The organism is Photobacterium sanctipauli (assembly GCF_003026495.1).
Lineage (GTDB): Bacteria > Pseudomonadota > Gammaproteobacteria > Enterobacterales > Vibrionaceae > Photobacterium > Photobacterium sanctipauli.
Genome location: NZ_PYMA01000004.1, coordinates 23177 through 41709, shown reverse-complemented (window position 1 = coordinate 41709; position 18533 = coordinate 23177). Strand labels below are relative to the sequence as shown.

Sequence of the window (18533 nt, the reverse complement as noted above, 5' to 3'; positions counted from 1 at the left end):
GTTCTCACTTATGCTGTCGCACTATGCTTACTGTATCTAAGTTAACGGAACAGCAGTATGTGTCGTTTGGGCTTATTCGGCATTTTTTTCATTCTTGGCGCTTTACCTCAATTCACACAAGCAGAAATACTGCCGACCAGCAGTACATCTTTAACTGCTGATACCTGTCGGTTAGATATCTATCACCTTGTTAAGAACGAACATCAAAAGTTTGTAGCAAACCTGCAAGTAGCCCTTATTACGAACAATACCCTTCGCCAACGCTATGTTGCGGTAAAAGCGGATATCAGCCACCCAATTGGCTTTGAAAATATCGGCTACTATCGTTCGGGCTATCCAGTGGAAGTATTCACCGCTAATTGGCGGAATAATGGCACCAAACATACAGTGACACGATTAGTGATCTTAGGAGGAACAAGCCAGAAACAGGCTTTTGATGTGTTTACCCGCCTAGTTAGCCAAGACTATGGCCATTTTGAACTGCGGGGGTATGACGAGAATTATCGCTTCAATGCTGACAGTAATGACATCAGCCAATTTACCAACTGCGTCAGTGAGCATCACCGCTAAATTGCGAGATCCAGCTCGCTTTCCTGTGCTTTATACCCATCACTACGAATCTTATCAGCAATGATATTGGCAGACGCTTTCAAAGTGACCGATGAAGAAGGCAGTGCGCCAAAATTATGTCGCAAAATCAGCAAGATGTCTTTCTCATACTGGCTTGATTCAGTATCTCCTTCGCTCAATTGCAAAATTTCATTCAGCAAATATGACAGCTGTTGTTGAACATCTTCAGCTGCTTTTTGTGTTTTTTGGGCATCTTGTAAATATAACAAGACATCTTTAATTTCAGCTATAGTTTGCGGACGAACCATATTAATAAACAATGAGATACAGTCGGTTAAAATTGAAAATAATCATCAATATATACACTGAACAACAGCTGAATAGCATCAAATAAAGATAAAATAAAAGTTAAATCAGGTATAGAAAACGTGAATACATATTCAAAGAATTAATCGTTTACGACCAAAAAACGAAAACACTAAATAAGAAGTGTCAAAAAAGTCAAAAATGTGACGAAAGTCAAAATAATTACATTCATTAGTACCAAAACCACAAGTAAACTTCACGCTTCAAATTTTTATGCAAAGCCCTGATCATTGATCAAAAGAAACACAACGCTTGTAAAGGAAGTGCAGTTTGAACCTTTCGATAAAGAATAAACTTTGTCTGACATTCGCAGTCATTATACTGCTTATATCAGCCATCCAAACTTGGTTAACCAGTGAACGCCTGAACGCTGATGCCAACCGCTCTACACAGCAACTCGCTTCTTCATTAAGTCAGTCGACTGTTAGTTCGATCAATCAATGGCTATCGAATAAAGCATTAATAACCAAATCGGCAGTCAACGGATTTAATCAGTCACCCACTCCCATTGCTGAACTTCAGCAAGCGATGAATGCTGGTGGCTTTGATCTTGTCTATGCTGGCAAGCAAAACGGTGACATCGTGTTTAGTCGTGATATCACCATTCCTGATGGTTTCGACTTACGCCATCGTCCTTGGTATAAAGCAGCGATGGCAAGTAACAGCACCATCGTTACTATGCCTTACGTAGATGCATCGAGCGGTGAGCTAGTCGTGACACTTGCAGAGCAATTTCAAGCTGAGCATGGTCAAGGCGTCATTGCTGCAGATACATCCATTACCGGTCTGATCAATGAAATCTTATCCATAAACCAAAATGGCATGTACGCAATGCTATTGAGTGGTGATGGTAAGGTTATTGCCCATCCTGACTCGTCATTAACCCTTCAAGATGCCACACGCGTTAGCCCTGAGTTAAACCAAACTTTCATCAAGCAGTTGAGCAACAAGCCAGAGCTAACCGAAATGATGATGGGCGGCCAGTCTGGCCTTGTTAACATTCAGCAAATTCCGAATACGGATTGGTACTTTACGTTAGTACTTGATGCTGATGTGGCATTTGCTCACATTGACGATGCATTATTCAACTCTCTAATCACTACTTTGGTACAGCTCATTGTCGTCATCGGCGCTGCCCTAGTACTTATTGGTCGTGCGTTAAAGCCACTTGATCACCTTGCTGATGCGATGAAAGATTTGTCACAGGGCAATGGCGATCTTACTCACCGACTTGATTTTGATAACAATGATGAGATTGGTCGCCTAGGCACCTACGTCAACGCATTCATAGAAAAACTACATAAGTCTGTTACTGGCATTTCTGGTTCGACCGAACACCTGTCTGAACAAGCGAAAACTAGCCACGATGTATCAGTTAAGACCAGTGCGGCTCTAGAGCAGCAAGTCGGTGAAATTGCCCAAATCGCTACGGCAATTCATGAAATGTCTGCCACCGCACAAGAAGTTGCCAGTCATGCTGAACAGACAGCTGGCGCAGCGGTTGCTTCACATAAGAGCTGCAACGACGGTAAAGAAGTGATCAGCCGCAACCAACAGTCAATCACTTACCTTGCAAACCATGTTCAAGATGCCGCAAGCATCATCAAGGAACTAGAAAATAACGCACAAGGTATCAACGCGATTCTTTCTACTATTCAAGGTATTGCTGAGCAGACTAACCTCTTGGCGCTGAATGCTGCTATTGAGGCTGCACGAGCTGGCGAGCAAGGCAGAGGTTTTGCCGTGGTTGCAGACGAAGTGCGTGTTCTGTCACAGCGCACACACAGTTCGACAGAAGAAATCCGCGGCATGATTGAAACGCTACAGCGTAACACTCACAATGCCGTTGAAACTATGCAGCAGAGTCAAGACTTAGCCACAGGCAGTGTCGAGGAAGCTAACAATGCGACCCTAGCCCTTGAAGCGATCACGGCATCTATTCAGCATATTTCTGATATGGCGACCCAAATTTCAAGTGCCGCTGAAGAGCAACGTGCTGTTGCTGAAGAGATTAGCCGAAACACCCAAGCGGTTAATGATGTTTCTGATCAGCTTTCTTTCGAAGCCAAAGAGTCTCAGCAATTATCACAAGAGCTTAACGATATTGCTGAACACTTGGGCAATGAAGTGAATAAGTTCAAAATCTAAAAACGTTCACCACCGCCATCGTCGTTGGTAACTGGCAATGAAAAAGCGGCAGTCACAAGACTGCCGCTTTTCTTTTGAATTTCATTTCCACCGACTTTACGCCATTGTTTGGCTCGAACGTGATGACGTTTGTGGCGTCACTTCTTCAAACTCACCTTCGATAGTCGTACCATTTTGCTGATAAGCCTGCTGTTTTGCTGCCTCTTCGTACGCGGTTTTGATTTTTTTCTTCACGAATGGCTTAGCAATCAGTGCTGCAATTCCAATAAATAGCCCCACCACGGCTGCAAACATCACTGTAAAGAAGCCAATCACAAGAGCGACAACACTAGTAATGACGTTTTTCATCGTATTCTTTTCTCTCTCTTAATTACTTGGCTTCAATGTACACCAGTGAAAATGAACAAGTCATGAACGCTATATTAATAATGGCATTTCCCTTAGAGCAGCTGAACGAAAAAAGCCCTCTTGCGAGGGCTTAATCAGGTAAGGGTCAATGACCGTTATTTCTTGATATTCACAGGAATACCGTTACCACGATCACCATCGCGATTGATAACAAATACAGCCGGTGTCCATGCCGGCACTTCCATCTTGCCGTCAACAACCTCGGCACCAGTTGCTAAATCTGACGTATGTACAGAGCTCAACACAAGCGCCGCATTATTCGGTGCAGGAATAGTCATCTCACTTGGTGTCGCGTTAATCACAACCACAACAGCGTCAACACTTGGGTCAATGTCAGCTGCTACCGTGCTACCGTTATCAACCGACATCACTATCAAGCCCGGAATCTGATTTATACCCGTGTTATGAAAATCAACACGGTCTTTCACATCTTCCCCGGTTGGTAGTGCCAGTAATGGGTAGGTTTTACGCAATTGTGCTAGCTCTTTATAGAAGCCAACCATCTGAGTCATTTCAGTATTGCCAACTTCAGCCTCTGAACCTGCACCTGCGATCACGTCTTCGATAATCGGGTAGTTATCGCCATCCTTATCTTTACGCGGCAGGCCTTTATCCCAGTTATTGTCATTCAGCGTAAAATCAACAAGGTTGTACCAATCACCAGAGTCGTATGAGTCACGCTGCATTGATTTTGAACGTAGCAACTCAGATCCCATATGAGTAAATGGCATACCCTGCCCTAGCATTGCAGTAGCAAGTGACACCGCTTGGATGCGTACGCGATCTTCTACTGTCACATCATAAGCAGTCTTATATTGGCTATTATCCCACAACGTCTGATTATCATGCTTCGACACGTAGTTTTGCACTTCGAAAGGATCCACCGCGTATCCAGCAGGCACCCCGTTGTAGTCCACTTCATCACCACGAACAGCTTTGCCCTTCGAGTCAATCATCATGAAGTCTTTCAAGTTACCCGCCATACCAAGGCGAGTTAGGTCAGCGTAGTGAAGCGCAAGCTGTTTCGTCTCGTCATTCGCTGTAGCAAGGTCATTGGTCTTAACATAAATACCATTACCAAAGCCTTGTGTTCTTCGGATACCCTCGCCGCTGTCAAACGGACTACCACCACGTACGGCATCGCGTAAACGGTCAGAGAAACTACCGATACCAGTGCCCCCTAGGTTTGGCTGAGTCGCCTGAGTAAACAGCGCATTGCCCGCAACTTCACCAAAGTCCCAACCTTCGCCATAGAAGTACGTGTTCGGATCCACTTTCTTCACGGCCTGTAATGAACGCTCCATTTGATCCAATGGGTGGTGACCCATCAAGTCAAATCGGAATGAGTCGATTTTATAATCTTGTGACCATACCACCAGCGAATCGGTGATCATCTTCTCGAACATCGCACGTTCTGGTGCCGTGTTAGAACAACAAGTCGAAGTTTCAACACCACCGGTTACCGGATTTAAGCGCTGGTAGTACCAAGGTACAACTTTATCCAATACCGAGGTACGAGCATGCGGGCCCGCCGAATTGGTATGGTTATACACCACATCCATTACCACATTCATGCCAATATATTGCTTGATTGACATTACCGCTTCGCGAAGTTCTTTAATACGAACGGTGCCCTCGGCATCAGTCGCGTAGGATCCTTCTGGCACTGTGTAATGGAATGGGTCATACCCCCAGTTGAAGCTGTCGGTACTTGCTACATAGCTATTAAGCTCTTGTACTACCGGATTTTCTGCAGAATCTTCCGCTTTGATTTCTGTAAACACTTCAGAAATCAATGAGTCACTCTCACAATGAGCTTTAAATTTCGACTCTTTAACGCTTGGGTTAACGTCACAAAGCTTACTGAAAGGCTCATCTATGTTGGCTACTTCATCTGGGTTTTCATTAATGGTGGCAATATCAAAGATCGGCAGTAAATGCAGATGCGTGACACCGCTTGCGCTCAGTGATTTAAGGTGATCAACCGGTACAGTGTCAGGCTGCGTAAATGCGGTAAACTTACCGCGGTGAGCTTCGTTTGTAGACTCATCCAGTGCCGAGAAATCACGCACATGCGCCTCGTAAATGACGAACTGACCAGGGTTGGTTTGATCAATTGGACGCTGTAGAGCATCCCATTCATCCGGCTTCAAACGAGGATCGTTTAAATCAACAACCTGGCTGAACTCAGAGTTCATTGACAGACTCAACGAATATGGGTCAGTGACTTCGTACTCCATCACTTCTTGGCTCACAGGGTGGTAAACTTTAATCAGGTAGCGGAAGTAATCACCAAATTCAAACTCATCACTGCTTATGCGCCAAGCACCGCTTAGCTCATTAAAAGTCATTGGCAGCGAAGCTTGCTTCACTTTTTCACTGTTGTACTTCACTACAGAAACAGACTGTGCTGTTGGTGCCCAAAGCGTGAAGTCCACTTTATTATCATCAGTGATGATTGCACCGTAAGACTGGGCTTCAGCACTACCACCATCTCCGGTGTAGATAGCATCTAGCACGCCAGCTGGCTGCACTTGTGTAATCAGTTCAGGTGCACCTTGGCTATCATAAGCAACAGCTATTAACTGCCCTTTCAGCAAATTCTTGACGTCAAGCCCTTCTAAATCTAGCTCCCAGCTTTCCAGGTTTGCCAAGTGAGGGAACGAACCTACCCAAGACTGGTTATCGGTTTTCTCACCAGAAATCACAGTATCAACATTTTTAAATGCTTTAGATCCGCTGTCATATTCAATGCCAGCCTCTTTCGCATACAGCAGTTCAACAGTACTTGCACCAGCCGGTAATGCCATAACATCAGGTGTCAGCCAATGAGCTGATGCCCCGCTCATAACGGCACTAGGCAATGATGTCATAGGGGTATAATAAACCGTTGAGCTCCCCTCAAAAGTAAAAGCAACATTGCCAATACTGGCTGCTGCTTCTAAATCAAGCTGAGTATTTTCTACCAACGGCTTCTCTTCACCACGATGAGGGATAAAGTTAATACACTTCTTGCTTCCCTCTTTTGTCGCAATGTCCCAATACCCACCATATGTTTCACTAGTACCTGTTATCGGTAAACCTGCATCCCAAGAGGTATCATTGCCAGCAAAGCTATCACAAGTAGCATCATTCCAAACATGCAATGTCATGCCCGAAATATCATCATCTTCCATATTCAGGTACACACGTGCCGTATTGGCTGGTAGCGGCGGGATGTATTCAGGGAAAACAGCAGCGATACCTTCACGAGTAAACACGTAGTTACCTTCGTCGTGCACCTGCTCCAAGTCAAGCTTGGCGTCGTAATCACCTAGTGGTTTATTATTATCCGCATCACGGGGAATAAAGTTAACGCACTGTGAGTCGCTTTTGTTCAGGTCTATCACCCAATAAGCGCCAAGTTCTTCATCGACACCATCGGCTGGTAAGCCTGTATCCCAACTCACATCGTCGCCATTGTAACTAGCGCATTGGTCATCATTCCAGACGTAGAGTGAATAGCCATCGTAGTTAGCACCCGTACTTTTGGCTTGGGTTGGATCTTTCTTAAAGTAGATAGCAGCTTGCGTATCACTAATTGGTACGAATTTACCGCCATTGTCAGTCGAATCATCACTGGATGAAGAACTATTACAACCGACAAGAATTACAGCTGAACACAGAGGAATAACGGCTTTGGCAACCGCAGATAAATTAAAGTTCACGATGTTTCCTTTAGACTCATAATTTTATTAGGGGAAGTAATAAATTTGAGTTTATTTTTATGGCTGGAAACATACTGAACCTAATGCACTACATACTGTGACCTAATGCACTTAATTTGTAATCATACGGCCATTAAGCTATTGTTTTGGCTGTATATCACTATTTGTATACCTGAGTATTTGACCCTACCTTCTTTACAATTTAATGCTTTGATCACACTTGGTGGTTAATTATGCGGTGATTTCTATACATAATATAAGTGCTCAAAAGTCATAGCCGTTGTGTTATTAATCTAAGGCCATACTTAAGCCAACCGACAAGGTATATGCTGATAAATCATCATGCTCAACCAATTGGCTAGCTTCGGCGTACCCATACCAGTCTTGATTGAATGCACCCGATATGCCTAAATGAATACGGCCATACAGGTTGTCATCGGATTCAACCACAATCGGTAAAATACTCCCGGAATGATTTGATTTTAACTGGGAGATTATCCGCTCATTACCACTAGCAATATCGTAATGGATATAGCCTCTTGCATATGGCTGGAACACCCCAAATGGTGTGCGCAATGGGTGAGAGATGCTTAAGCCAGTGATCAGCATGGTTGATTCAAGCGCATCAACATTATCAACTTTGGAAATCACATAGTTTGAATTTGATACCGAGGAACGTTCAGAATAGCGGTCGGTGTCTGAAAGTGTGTATTGCAGGCTACTTTCCAATGCAATATTTAAATAGTTATAGTTAAACACGTAACCGCTACCGACAGAAAACACCCATATATCAGAATCTGCTTCATTGGCATTGTTAATGACAGTATCACTGTATAGCGTTACCTGTCTTTCAATATCCGTATCCATCACCGCATAGCTCGCAGTAAAGTCAACATACCAAGCATCATGAAAGTAACTGAAATAGCCTGACGCAATCATGCCGTCAATTTCATTTTCAGAGCCTTCCGTTAGCGGCTTATAAAAAGGTAAACCGAGCGTTAAGCCAAAAAGGTAATGCTCATCATAAAGGTAATCGCCGCCGAGTGTGAGTGAGTAGCCATACTGCTCTTGCTCACTTCCCTTATGAAACGAAGCATTGTCATTGATAGCGTTGCTATCCATTCGGATAAACGTATCTAGCCTTGCTGGTTCGCTATCGTAATAGAATGCAGTATCGCTAAGCTTGGCAGGCTGACTGGTTAAAAACGAGCTTGTTTTGTTCGACGCCCGATAACTTGCACTTCGCTCATTGATAGCAATGGAGCGCAGTGAGTTTGGTTGTTTGCCTTTTAATTTCTCGTAGTGCTTCCTGTCGATTTTATCCCCTCGAACCATATTGGCCATGACCATTAAGTCAGACACTGCTGCATAAACTTCATTTGAAATTTTACTAGAAATCGAGCCTTTCGAGTCTGGATTATTAGCCATTACACCTTGGCTGAATAACAAAAGCACACAAGCAGAACCATGACACACATAATTAAATGGCTGTCGCATAACGCCCCCAAATTTCAACACTTTCTTCTAATAATCAAAATATGAAAGTGGTATTGCTTAATCTGGGTTTAAGTATAGAAAGGCAGGCAAGCCCCTCTTGTCGCAAAATTAATCATCAGCACTTATTTTTGTTAACAAACCAATCATTAACTGAAACAAGTGTGAGCTTTATTTCGCCAGTAGTCGCTACTGATATAGTACAATCCCTTAATATATGGCAAAATTAGCAGCTAAAATTAATGTAATTAAATAGCTGAACTGGCTAAATAAGTAGTGATTTTCGAGCACGTATATGACGGAAAATACCCCCGAAGGAAACATCGTTAAAATTGGTGAGAGTCACTTCTTTGACTTGGAGAACAAGTCCCTTTTCACGCTAAAACAGCATATCGAACTCAACCGTGCTGAACGAGAGGTACTGAACGCCCTCGTTGTCGCATCACCCAGCATGGTACCCAAAGAAGAGCTACTTAAAGCAGGTTGGGCTCGCAAGGAAGTTGCGACGACGTCTCTGTTTCAAACTATTCGCACTCTAAGAATCAAACTCCAAGAACAGGAGACAGGCGAGTTTATCGAACTAATCCCTAAGCTGGGTTATAAAGTTAACACCTGCGGATACATTACCAGTCAAGATGTCAAAGATCTTACTGCTGAAACCGAAGAAGCCATTTCCGATAGCAAACGACGCCCCTTTGATTTGGCGGCCCTGCTCTTAATCCTTATTGGTGTAATAACAGTAAGCTATTTCTATTTTAATCAAGATACATCATACAATTATCATATTGAGCATGATGATGAAAACAATACCATCGTATTATTATCCCAGTTTGAAGATGACATAAAATATTTAGTCAATTATACCGATACGTATATTAAGCCAACCAAGATAAGCGACAAGTTGCTCTTTGTGGCAAAATCAAATGAGTATTATTCCGTTGCTATTTGTAATAAAGGAGAGAATGGTTGTATACCTAACACCTCCCACGCGATCAGCTTTAAACACCATGACATCAATAGCTTTTGGCCTTTACTGGATAAAGAGCTGCAAAACTTAGGTTCGATGCAAGTTTTACATGCCGATACTCAGACTAAACCCGGTGCAAAGTCGTACAATCACTTTTTGGATGACGGGGTCTTCTCTAAAAATCTCACCCAGCATTTTGTCCATCAAAAAAAGGACGGTAGTTGGACTTTCACTAGTATCGCTTACCGCCTAAACAATACCGGTACCAAATTTATCACCTCCTCTTTCAGAGGCGGTCAGATAGAGCTAAATGACAATAAGCAAGATCCGTTCATCACCTCTTTAACCACGACGCCTGAATATTTTTATTGGGTCATTAGTGAAGAAGAGCAATCTCGCCTAGGCGTCAACCCGCCGGGGGAGATTGAGCTTTATACGGTTGATTTATATAGAGAAGAAACACCGTATGATAACTATTTACTTTATGCTGAACCGGAACTAATGCTTTGGTTCTCAGAAGATTATGGGTTCATCTGGTACCAAAAATACACCAGTAAAGGCGCTAGCTTTCAAAAGCTATTTGGCCAGTCTTTCCTATGCCCTAAACTGTTAATCGGTATCAATCCAGACTGCGAGGAAGGCTGTAGTGGCATAGTTAATTTGGCCACCTGATTAGAGGTGATATTATCAACTCAGAAGCAAACAGGTGACAATATGACAAAACGTAGCAGAAAAACATTTAGTCCCGAGTTTAAGCTAGAAGCTGCACAGCTAGTTCTAGACCAAGGGTACTCCGTTGTGGAAGCCGCCAAAGCAATGAATGTTGGTAACTCCACTATGGATAGGTGGGTACGACAGCGAAAAGAAGAGCGACAAGGCTCCTCACCAAAGGCTTCTCCGATGACACTAGAACAAATTGAAATTCGTGAGTTAAAAAAGAAGCTAGCTCGCCTCGAAGAGCACAACGAAATATTAAAAAAAGCTACAGCTCTGTTGATGTCGGACTCTCTGAACAATTCTCGATAATTGAGAAACTCAGACAGAGCTACAGTGTAAAAACACTGTGTGAAGTGTTCAGCGTCCATCGAAGTAGTTATAAATATTGGCGTAAAAGACCGAAGGTCATTGCACCAGAAGGTGTTCAATTACACTGTTTAATCAAAGAGGCACACGCTGCCAGCAATAATTCTGCGGGAGCCAGAAGTATTGCTGATATGGTCACAACTCAGGGTATTAAGTTGTCTCGCTATCGAGCAAGTAAACTGATGAAGGCTATGGGGTTAGTAAGCTGTCAATCACCAAAGCATAAGTACCAGAAAGCGACAAAGGAACACATTGAAATCCCCAATCACCTTTCTCGGCAATTTGCTGTTGCGTCGCCTAATGAGGTTTGGGTTGGTGATGTGACTTACGTGTGGACGGGAAAAAGCTGGATGTATTTAGCTGTTGTTATAGACCTATTTGCCCGCAAGCCAATCGGCTGGGCGATGTCTTTATCACCAGATAGCAAGCTCACAGCAAAGGCTCTTTCGATGGCTTATGAGTCACGAGGGAAACCTAAAGGTGTTCTGTTCCACAGCGATCAAGGCAGTCATTATACGAGTCGCTATTATCGCCGGATTTTATGGCGTTATCAGATAAAACAAAGTTTATCGAGACGCGGGAATTGTTGGGACAATAGCCCAATGGAGCGTTTTTTCAGAAGCTTGAAAACAGAATGGATTCCAGAAACGGGCTACAAGAGTTTTGCTGAAGCTCGGCAAGAAGTCATTCGATATATTATCGGCTATTACAGCCAGCTTAGGCCGCATCACTATAATGGTGGGCTGACACCCAATGAATCAGAGCGACGGTTCTGGTTAAACTCTAAAACTGTGGCCAGTTTTACTTGACCACTACAGGCGCGACAACAGCCCCTTAAGCAGATAGCAAGCAACGGTATATACTAAGTGTACATACCGTCAATCATGGTACACAAAATGAGGCTACTAATTTCCTTATTAGGTACAACGATGTTTAGTCTATCTGTCGTAGCTGCAGATGATACTGTTCAAGCAGCGGCCGATGTATGCCACTGCCTGGCTGAACCCTACCAGCATGCTGATACTGTCATAGCTGCGCTTTCTGAAGCACAAAGCTCCGGTGATTTAAGTACGGTAACCGAGGCACAAGACAAACTCATGAGTGTGATTAACAGTGCTCAGCTTTGCATGGAGAAGCTTCAAGAAAAGTACCCACACATTAACCGAGATCAGCAACTTCAAGCAGAGGTTATGAAGCTTGCTGAAGAGCAGTGCCCAAACCCTTTAGGTAATTACGCACAGTAAATTGCCAACCCCCCTTTAATCTTCTCTGATGCGATGTTACGTTATTGTTAATAACCGATGAGATTAAGGAGTGTCTATGAGCTCGAAGGTATACAAAGCTCTCAAAAGCGTCATATTCCAAATGTTCTTTCACTTTCGAAGCTTCTTTTCTATTACCTACCCATACCTCGTCGCCCTATGCTTTGGCGCGATAGCACTTGCCATCCTCTTACTTACAACTTCAACTACACCATTAGGTGGAATGTGGATGCTTGTTATCGCCACCGCATGCTGTGCATGGTTGTATCTTATTCAACGACAATACTCAGCAATCCTGGCTTGGTCTGATCCCCGCCAATCCCGTTCGAATGTTTACCCGTTGTCTCGTTAAAGTTTTACGCGTTATATATACACAAAGCAGATAAACAAAGAGCACCAGCAGGCGCTCTTTGTCGATTGGAACTAACTTCATCACGTTGCTATGTACGATACAGTACCTTGATGATGTGGTAGCCGAACTTGGTCTTTACCGGACCTAAAGGCTCAAGTACCTTTCCTGAAAAAACAGCCTTGTCGAAAGCAGGAACCATTGCACCTTTACGGAACTCACCCAAGTCACCGCCACACTTGCCAGACGGACAAGTCGAATACTTCTTCGCAAGTGTTTGGAATTTAGCACCCTTCTTAAGTTGCTTGAGGATGTCATCTGCTTGTTCTTTATGCTTCACTAGAATGTGAAGCGCTGCTGCTGTAGAAGCCATAGTGTTACCTTGATACTAACTTTGGGCACATTATAACGGAGCTTTGGTCAGATTCGTATCCGTTAGTGACAGGTTATTGAAACAAAAAAACCAGCACTTAGGCTGGTTTTTGGCATATTTAGTAGTTATACCCAATTTACTTGGGTGTAACGCTTAACCTTCAGTTTTTAAGATCTGAGCGGTTTCCAAATCGGTCATCTGGCGGATTTGACGCCACATGTAATAGAAGATACCCATCATCATGATCATCGATGGAATCGCAATCATCGGATAACTGACCAAAGTCAGGCGACCGAGTTCTTCATTGAATGCTTGAGTACCAGATGGACTGGTCACGATCACTTTCGCCAACACGTAGTTCATGATTGAGGAGAACAAGAACGTACTCGCAAACAGGTAATTAGCAACCACCAAGCTACGCTCGAATTGAGGTCGCTTCTGGCGTTCACTTAACTTCTCATGAATCAGTGACATATTCAGCACTGTGTCGTTAATCAGAAGCTTGCTCACTACCGGAAACTTAGTGAAGGTTGAAATAAACACACCAACACCGATCAAACCTGGGATTAAGGCTTCCTTCACTGCTAACCATTTCGGGTCAAGCTCAAGAAGACCAATGCCCCCTGTCAGCAGTACACTGACAAAACCTAACAAAGAGATAAAGTTAAATTTCTTGTATTTGATTAGCTCATAGCCACCAAATACAACAGGAAAGGCCAAAGCGACAACTAACGCACCAACTGAACCCAAGTACTCATCGCCGCTAAGCTTCATCAGTACGATAGAGGGAACAATGACGTTAAAAATCAGGTCATTAAACGGGCTCGCTTTTTTTTCTGTCATAATCTCTTCAACGTTTTCTAACTGTGACACAGCCGCATTGTTCATGGAAAAACGCTCGCTGTAAAGTGGTTGACCGTTACAAAGCATTAAAATAACGTGCCAGTCACTGTCTACCAATGAATACTATCAGTGTAATTGACACCTCTATCCTCTTTCAAATTTATCTTGATACCAATCTGTTAGCGGAAAAACTGACCGATATCTTCCATACTCTAGCAATACCTTTTCGGTAGCAGACTAGGAGTGAGTCATGGCTAAACCCGTTGTTGCTAATAACAGACCAATGAAAGTGGCGTTAGAAAAAGGAAATGAATACTACTTTTGCACATGCGGTCGCTCTAACAAACAACCCTTTTGCGATGGCTCACACCAAGGTACCGGATTATCCCCTCTCCCATTTAAGGCAGATAACGATGAAGAAGCCTACCTCTGTGCCTGCAAACATACAGCAAACGCACCTTTTTGCGATGGTACCCACAAGAAGTTTGACGAAAAAGCCATAGGGAAAGAAGGTCCCGGCATTATTCAAACTGCGGAAGCAATGCCAATCGCTGAACCTACCCATGAAGAACCAACGGTTGCCTTTATCCACCAGCTGGCCAGAGAAGGGTTAAGCAAATTAGGCCATCATGGCCCTATGACCGCGATGGGGGTACCCCGTTACCAGCTACCTGATTGGGACGACATTCAAATTATGGTCGCACAGATGGCAACAAAGCCCCTATTGGAATCGGAACACGTTGGCACTGAGCTGGTGATTGGTCCTAAAGCAAAAAAACCGCTGGTGCTTGATATTCCCTTGTTTGTTTCTGACATGAGTTTTGGTGCTTTATCTGAAGAAGCAAAAACAGCGTTGGCCATGGGTGCAGAGCTAGCGGGTACGGGGATTTGTTCCGGTGAAGGCGGTATGCTGGCCGAAGAGCAACAAGCCAATAGCCGATACTTCTATGAGCTTGCCAGCGCGAAGTTTGGATACCATGAAGGGCTACTACAGAAAGTACAAGCCTTTCATTTTAAAGGGGGCCAAGGCGCGAAAACGGGAACAGGCGGCCATCTGCCAGCAGCCAAGAATGTCGGTAAGATAGCCAAAACCCGGTGTTTAACTGAGGGTGTCGATGCAATATCCCCTCCAACATTCGACGATCTCAAGACCACACGCGACTTTGCTGCTTTTGCCGATAATGTAAGAGCCATTACTGGCGGCATCCCTATCGGCTTTAAATTAAGTGCCAACCACATAGAGCGGGATATTGGCTTTGCACTTGAAGCCGGTGCCGACTATGTCATTTTAGATGGTCGCGGTGGTGGTACGGGGGCAGCTCCTCAACTATTTCGTGATCATATCAGTGTGCCAACTATCCCCGCTCTGGCGAGAGCTCGATATTTTTTGGATAAACAAGGCGTTTCTAACGATGTCACATTAATCATTACTGGCGGCCTCAGAACACCCAGTGATTTTGTGAAGGCACTCGCACTTGGTGCCGATGGGATTGCAGTAGCAAACAGTGCAATGCAATCCATTGGCTGTGTTGCCGCAAGGATTTGCAATACCAATAACTGCCCGGCGGGTATTGCTACGCAAAAGAAAGATTTACGACAAAAACTCACCCCTGAAAAAGCTGCCAAGCAGTTACATAACTTCTTTATGGCCTCAACAGAACTCATGCAAGTCATGGCACGAGCCTGTGGACACCATCACCTGAACCAATTCAATAAAGAAGACTTAGCCACTTGGCACCACGATATGGCAAGGCTAGCAGGTATTGAGTACTCTGGATTTAAGCAACGAGATTAAGCTTTGTTGCCCTTTTGCGGATAAATTTTTGTCTTCGGAATGTTGAGTTCGATAACACTATGCAACTGAATACCTTGTGTAGTAGTGAATAAATCTTTTACAGTTGAAAGACTTATTATAAGAAGGGCTCAACAATGCTAAATGCCAATAACACAGCACTCGTGATTGTCGATGTACAAGGTAAACTTGCGCAAATCATGGATAATCGCGATGAACTATTTCACAGCCTAGAGACCATGGTGAAAGGGGCAAAGATCCTTGATTTGCCTATTGTCTGGGTGGAACAAATTCCTGAGAAGCTCGGCGCGACCATTCCTCAAATAGCAGATCACCTCCATGATCACCAACCAATCGCAAAAAACAGCTTTAGCTGTTACCGAGAGCCAAAATTCTTAGAAGCATTAGAGCAAACCAACTGCCAAAACGTGCTTATCGTCGGTATTGAAGCGCACATTTGTGTCTATCAGACGGTACGCCAGCTGCTTGACGCAAACTACCACGTCGAAGTCGTTACCGATGCGGTGTCTTCTAGAAAAGCGCAAAACAAACAAGTGGCTTTAAATAAACTAGAACAAGTCGGTGCTTCGTTAACCTGTACCGAAATGGCGTTATTTGAATTACAAGAAGTGGCTGAAGGCGAACGATTCAAGCAAATCCTCTCCATTGTTAAATAACCCTATAAGCTGCCAAATAACACCCTATAAGCTAATAAATATGCCGCGATAAACGCGAGAGAAAAAAAAGCCGTGATGACCTATCACGGCTTTTTTGTGCAGTCTAAGACTAGACAGTCACTTCATTGGTACGTTAATAACCCACACCAGCAAAGTATGAAGAAAAGAACATCATCACCATCGCAAATGACATCACATTAAAAACAGGCTTGCTCTTGGTCAATGTCGGCATAAACCATACCCCTACCGCAGCAATCAATAACCCTAAACTGATCACTTGGGCAACAAATGGCGCCGCTTCATTATGCTGCTCTGCCATATAGATCAAATCAACCATCTGAGGCAGGCCTGTCACCAAACAGATCACAGCGATCACTGCCCCAACTTTAGGCAACCAACCATTTAGCTCTTCCACCTTGTGCTGCGCTCGAATTAGCATCGAATGCGCCAACAGTGCACCTCCGCAAAGTGTTGTCGCAAGAAAGTGAGATGCAACCAACCATTGCTCACTTCTAACCAACAGACCATTGGCAAGATATAGCACGCCAAGGGCAATAACAGCCATCAACAAGCCCTTGCGAACTGTGTCGCTCGCAAACAGTGCTTTTTCAGCAAACCAATACAGCAGCGCTGATACAAAAAAGCCTGCCGTCATAAAGGCTTCATGGCTAAATTGATAGGCAGCCTCTGAGCTTGACAGCATCATGCTGCCTTCGCGCAACAGCAACGCCACTGCGAATAAAAGCCAAAGCGCCTGCATGGTTTTATGAAGCCGATCGAGTTGGCCGAAACACAGCTTACCGCTGAGAATAACGAAGCCTAAAACAATAAATGCACCAACCGCTAACTGTGAGAAAACGTTTGAAAGAATAAATGGCCACTCATACCAAGCCATAACTCACCTCTTTCATCTGAACTAAACGCTACTGTTTGACCAGATAAGACAATGTAATAGAAAGCCGCGTATTTTGCCTGAACAAGGAAAATAGTGCTACAAAAAGCCCAGCATAAGCTGGGCTAAAGACAAAATAACGAGCTCAATACGCTTACTTTGCAATCTTGGGCGCTGTCACTCTTGTTTCTGGCTTCTTAACGCTGCTAGAAAGTTCTCGTGCTTTCAGCGCAGTAACACCCACCACCAATGCAAACACTGCAATGACCGCCATCCCTGCATAGGTTAGCGCAAACCCCTCTCCAAGCTGAACCGGGTCGAAGCTTGCCAAGCCATCAACACTGCCTTCGCCGACAGCAACAGGTACTTTGGTATGGAATATAGCCGCACAGATCGCCACCCCCATAGCACCGCCAAGCTCACGGCCATAGCCAAACATCGAAAGCCCAATGCCTCGGTCTGACGCCGGGAGTACATCTTGGGCAACAACAGTCAGCGGCGGCAGGGTAAGACCAATTCCCACCCCTGCGAGCGCGAGGGCTAATGAGGTCATTTCACCGAAGTACAGCATCCCTAGCGAAAAAGAGGACAAGGTAAAACCAATCACCACCAGTGACTTGTAATAGCCTGATTTGGCAATTCGCTTACCGCCGAAATAAGCCCCTGCGGTGATGCTCATCATAAATACCATCATAAACAGACCACTCATCGATGCTGTCATTCCCTTTTGCCATTGCATTTGAAGTGGAAGGTATACCAACACCGCAAACATGAGCAATTGAGAGCACATGATTAACACAACACTGACTAAGTAGCCCGGTAGCTTGACCAAGCGGGCTGGTAAAATCGGATCTTCTGCCTTTCTTTCAACAACAACGAGTAAACCAAGTACGAATACGAGCGCTGCAATCAACATCGCTTCACTAATAAAGGCTTCAGGCGAGAGCAATAGCAACAGTAGCGTGGTTACCACCATTAATAGCCCAGCTCCCAACCAGTCAAACTTACTTGCTCGACCTTGGTTTAAGTGTTTCAAGTTGGTATTGATTAAATACAATGCCAAACCACCTAGCGGGATATTAATCCAAAACACCCAGCGCCAACTTAGCTGCTCAGCAAAAAAACCGCCCAATAGTGGGCCCGCAATACTCGAGGCAGCATAAACGGCGGAAATATAGCCTTGGTACTTACCAACCTCGCGGGCTGGTATGGTGTCTGCAATGACAGTAAAAGCCAATGCAATCAGCCCACCGCCACCTATCCCCTGTAGAACGCGTGAAGCAACCAAAGTGGTCAAGTCTTGTGATAGCGCACAGGCAACCGATCCGATCACGAACAAAATGACACTGGTGTTCAGCATTTTCACGCGACCAAAAATATCACTGAGTTTACCGTAAACAGGAAGGACCGCAGTCGCGGCTAAAAGATAGGCGGTAATCACCCAAGTTAGCGCCTGCCCAGCACCAAGGTCGTCACCTATCATAGGCAAGGGAGTGGTAACAATACTTTTTTCTAACGAGCCAAGGGCAATAACCAGCGCCACACTGGCAAAAATCGTTTTTGGTGACATATTTTCTCCTTCGTTAACCCTTTAATGATAAT

The 18533-nt window shown here is 44.3% G+C and carries 16 protein-coding genes; 8 read left to right on the top strand and 8 right to left on the bottom strand.

Features of this window, described 5'->3' with window-relative positions; translation table 11 throughout:
• Positions 1 to 57 precede the first annotated feature (57 nt).
• Positions 58 to 570 (top strand): hypothetical protein, encoded by a 513-nt coding sequence (locus C9I98_RS08660; RefSeq protein ID WP_051902428.1) that lies wholly within the window; start codon positions 58 to 60, stop codon positions 568 to 570.
• Here the strand turns inward: C9I98_RS08660 and C9I98_RS08655 are convergent.
• Complete coding sequence (locus tag C9I98_RS08655) at positions 567 to 878, bottom strand: hypothetical protein (RefSeq protein WP_107271865.1); 312 nt, start codon at positions 876 to 878, stop codon at positions 567 to 569. The two genes, C9I98_RS08660 and C9I98_RS08655, sit on opposite strands and share 4 nt — an antisense overlap.
• Before the next feature lie 328 nt (positions 879 to 1206).
• Here C9I98_RS08655 and C9I98_RS08650 point away from each other — a divergent pair, with 328 nt between their 5' ends.
• Positions 1207 to 3084 (top strand): methyl-accepting chemotaxis protein, encoded by a 1878-nt coding sequence (locus C9I98_RS08650; RefSeq protein WP_036819706.1) that lies wholly within the window; start codon positions 1207 to 1209, stop codon positions 3082 to 3084.
• A gap of 96 nt (positions 3085 to 3180) precedes the next feature.
• On the opposite strand, the gene C9I98_RS08645 is transcribed toward C9I98_RS08650, so the two are convergent.
• The 3 genes from C9I98_RS08645 to C9I98_RS08635 all read right to left on the bottom strand — a co-directional run bounded on the left by C9I98_RS08645 (position 3181) and on the right by C9I98_RS08635 (position 8627).
• On the bottom strand, positions 3181 to 3432 hold the full coding sequence (locus C9I98_RS08645; protein ID WP_036819703.1) for a hypothetical protein: 252 nt from the start codon (positions 3430 to 3432) through the stop codon (positions 3181 to 3183).
• Positions 3433 to 3587: 155 nt separating this feature from the next.
• Positions 3588 to 7199 carry a pullulanase-type alpha-1,6-glucosidase gene (gene pulA / locus C9I98_RS08640; protein WP_107271864.1) on the bottom strand — a complete coding sequence of 1204 codons (3612 nt, stop codon included), beginning with the start codon at positions 7197 to 7199 and terminating at the stop codon, positions 3588 to 3590.
• Positions 7200 to 7487: 288 nt separating this feature from the next.
• Positions 7488 to 8627 (bottom strand): autotransporter outer membrane beta-barrel domain-containing protein, encoded by a 1140-nt coding sequence (locus C9I98_RS08635; protein WP_051902380.1) that lies wholly within the window; start codon positions 8625 to 8627, stop codon positions 7488 to 7490.
• Positions 8628 to 8988: 361 nt separating this feature from the next.
• On the opposite strand from C9I98_RS08635, the gene C9I98_RS08630 reads away from it, so the two are divergent.
• The 4 genes from C9I98_RS08630 to C9I98_RS26440 all read left to right on the top strand — a co-directional run bounded on the left by C9I98_RS08630 (position 8989) and on the right by C9I98_RS26440 (position 12357).
• Positions 8989 to 10332: a winged helix-turn-helix domain-containing protein gene (locus C9I98_RS08630; protein ID WP_107271863.1), complete on the top strand. Its 1344-nt coding sequence runs from the start codon at positions 8989 to 8991 to the stop codon at positions 10330 to 10332.
• A gap of 42 nt (positions 10333 to 10374) precedes the next feature.
• Positions 10375 to 11552 (top strand): IS3 family transposase gene (locus C9I98_RS08625; RefSeq protein WP_107271862.1). Its coding sequence is split into 2 segments (ribosomal slippage): positions 10375 to 10633 and positions 10633 to 11552, totalling 1179 coding nucleotides; the frame shifts between segments, so codons are not numbered across the junction.
• Positions 11553 to 11672: 120 nt separating this feature from the next.
• Positions 11673 to 11987, top strand: coding sequence for a hypothetical protein (locus tag C9I98_RS08620; RefSeq protein ID WP_051902628.1), 315 nt, complete (start codon positions 11673 to 11675; stop codon positions 11985 to 11987).
• Between the two features lie 76 nt (positions 11988 to 12063).
• Positions 12064 to 12357, top strand: a complete 294-nt coding sequence (locus tag C9I98_RS26440) for a hypothetical protein (protein WP_146153867.1) — start codon at positions 12064 to 12066, stop codon at positions 12355 to 12357.
• Positions 12358 to 12445: 88 nt separating this feature from the next.
• Here C9I98_RS26440 and ppiC read toward each other — a convergent pair whose 3' ends face one another.
• Both ppiC and C9I98_RS08610 read right to left on the bottom strand, forming a co-directional pair.
• Positions 12446 to 12727: a peptidylprolyl isomerase PpiC gene (ppiC, locus tag C9I98_RS08615; RefSeq protein ID WP_036830875.1), complete on the bottom strand. Its 282-nt coding sequence runs from the start codon at positions 12725 to 12727 to the stop codon at positions 12446 to 12448.
• A gap of 153 nt (positions 12728 to 12880) precedes the next feature.
• Entirely contained in the window at positions 12881 to 13570 is a 690-nt protein-coding gene (locus C9I98_RS08610; protein WP_036830879.1) for a VC0807 family protein, read from the bottom strand.
• Positions 13571 to 13820: 250 nt separating this feature from the next.
• On the opposite strand from C9I98_RS08610, the gene C9I98_RS08605 reads away from it, so the two are divergent.
• Both C9I98_RS08605 and C9I98_RS08600 read left to right on the top strand, forming a co-directional pair.
• Complete coding sequence (locus C9I98_RS08605; RefSeq protein WP_107271861.1) at positions 13821 to 15365, top strand: glutamate synthase-related protein; 1545 nt, start codon at positions 13821 to 13823, stop codon at positions 15363 to 15365.
• 134 nt (positions 15366 to 15499) lie between these two features.
• Positions 15500 to 16039 (top strand): hydrolase, encoded by a 540-nt coding sequence (locus C9I98_RS08600; RefSeq protein ID WP_036820349.1) that lies wholly within the window; start codon positions 15500 to 15502, stop codon positions 16037 to 16039.
• Between the two features lie 133 nt (positions 16040 to 16172).
• Here the strand turns inward: C9I98_RS08600 and C9I98_RS08595 are convergent, their stop codons facing one another.
• Complete coding sequence (locus C9I98_RS08595; RefSeq protein ID WP_036820346.1) at positions 16173 to 16934, bottom strand: DmsC/YnfH family molybdoenzyme membrane anchor subunit; 762 nt, start codon at positions 16932 to 16934, stop codon at positions 16173 to 16175.
• A 151-nt stretch (positions 16935 to 17085) separates the two neighbouring features.
• Positions 17086 to 18501: an MDR family MFS transporter gene (locus C9I98_RS08590; protein ID WP_051902093.1), complete on the bottom strand. Its 1416-nt coding sequence runs from the start codon at positions 18499 to 18501 to the stop codon at positions 17086 to 17088.
• Positions 18502 to 18533 lie beyond the last annotated feature (32 nt).